Raw genomic sequence first — 219 nt, 5'->3', positions numbered from 1 at the left:
AAGGGGGGGAAAAGGAAGAGGAAAAGGGGGAGAGGAGAAAAGGGGGAGAGGGGAAGAAAGGGGAGGAGGAAGAAAAGAAGAAGGGGGAGAGAGAAAAAAAGAGGGGGAGGGGGGAGGGGGAAAGGGAGGAAAAGGGAAAAGGAAGGAGGGGGGGGGGAGGAAAAGGGGGAGGAGAGAGAAGGGAAAGAGAACGGAGCAACGGAAGGAGGGAGCGACAAC

General features: G+C 57.1%; 1 protein-coding gene. It reads left to right on the top strand.

Translation table 11 applies throughout. The annotated features are described in order from the left end of the window. Window positions 1–219: hypothetical protein (locus tag AB1471_RS19270; RefSeq protein WP_367781112.1), on the top strand; the 219-nt coding region annotated here is incomplete at both ends.

Origin of the sequence: Jeotgalibacillus marinus (assembly GCF_040801915.1) — a bacterium.
Classification (GTDB): Bacteria; Bacillota; Bacilli; order Bacillales; family Jeotgalibacillaceae; genus Jeotgalibacillus; species Jeotgalibacillus marinus.
This window is presented reverse-complemented; position numbering and strand designations above follow the sequence as displayed.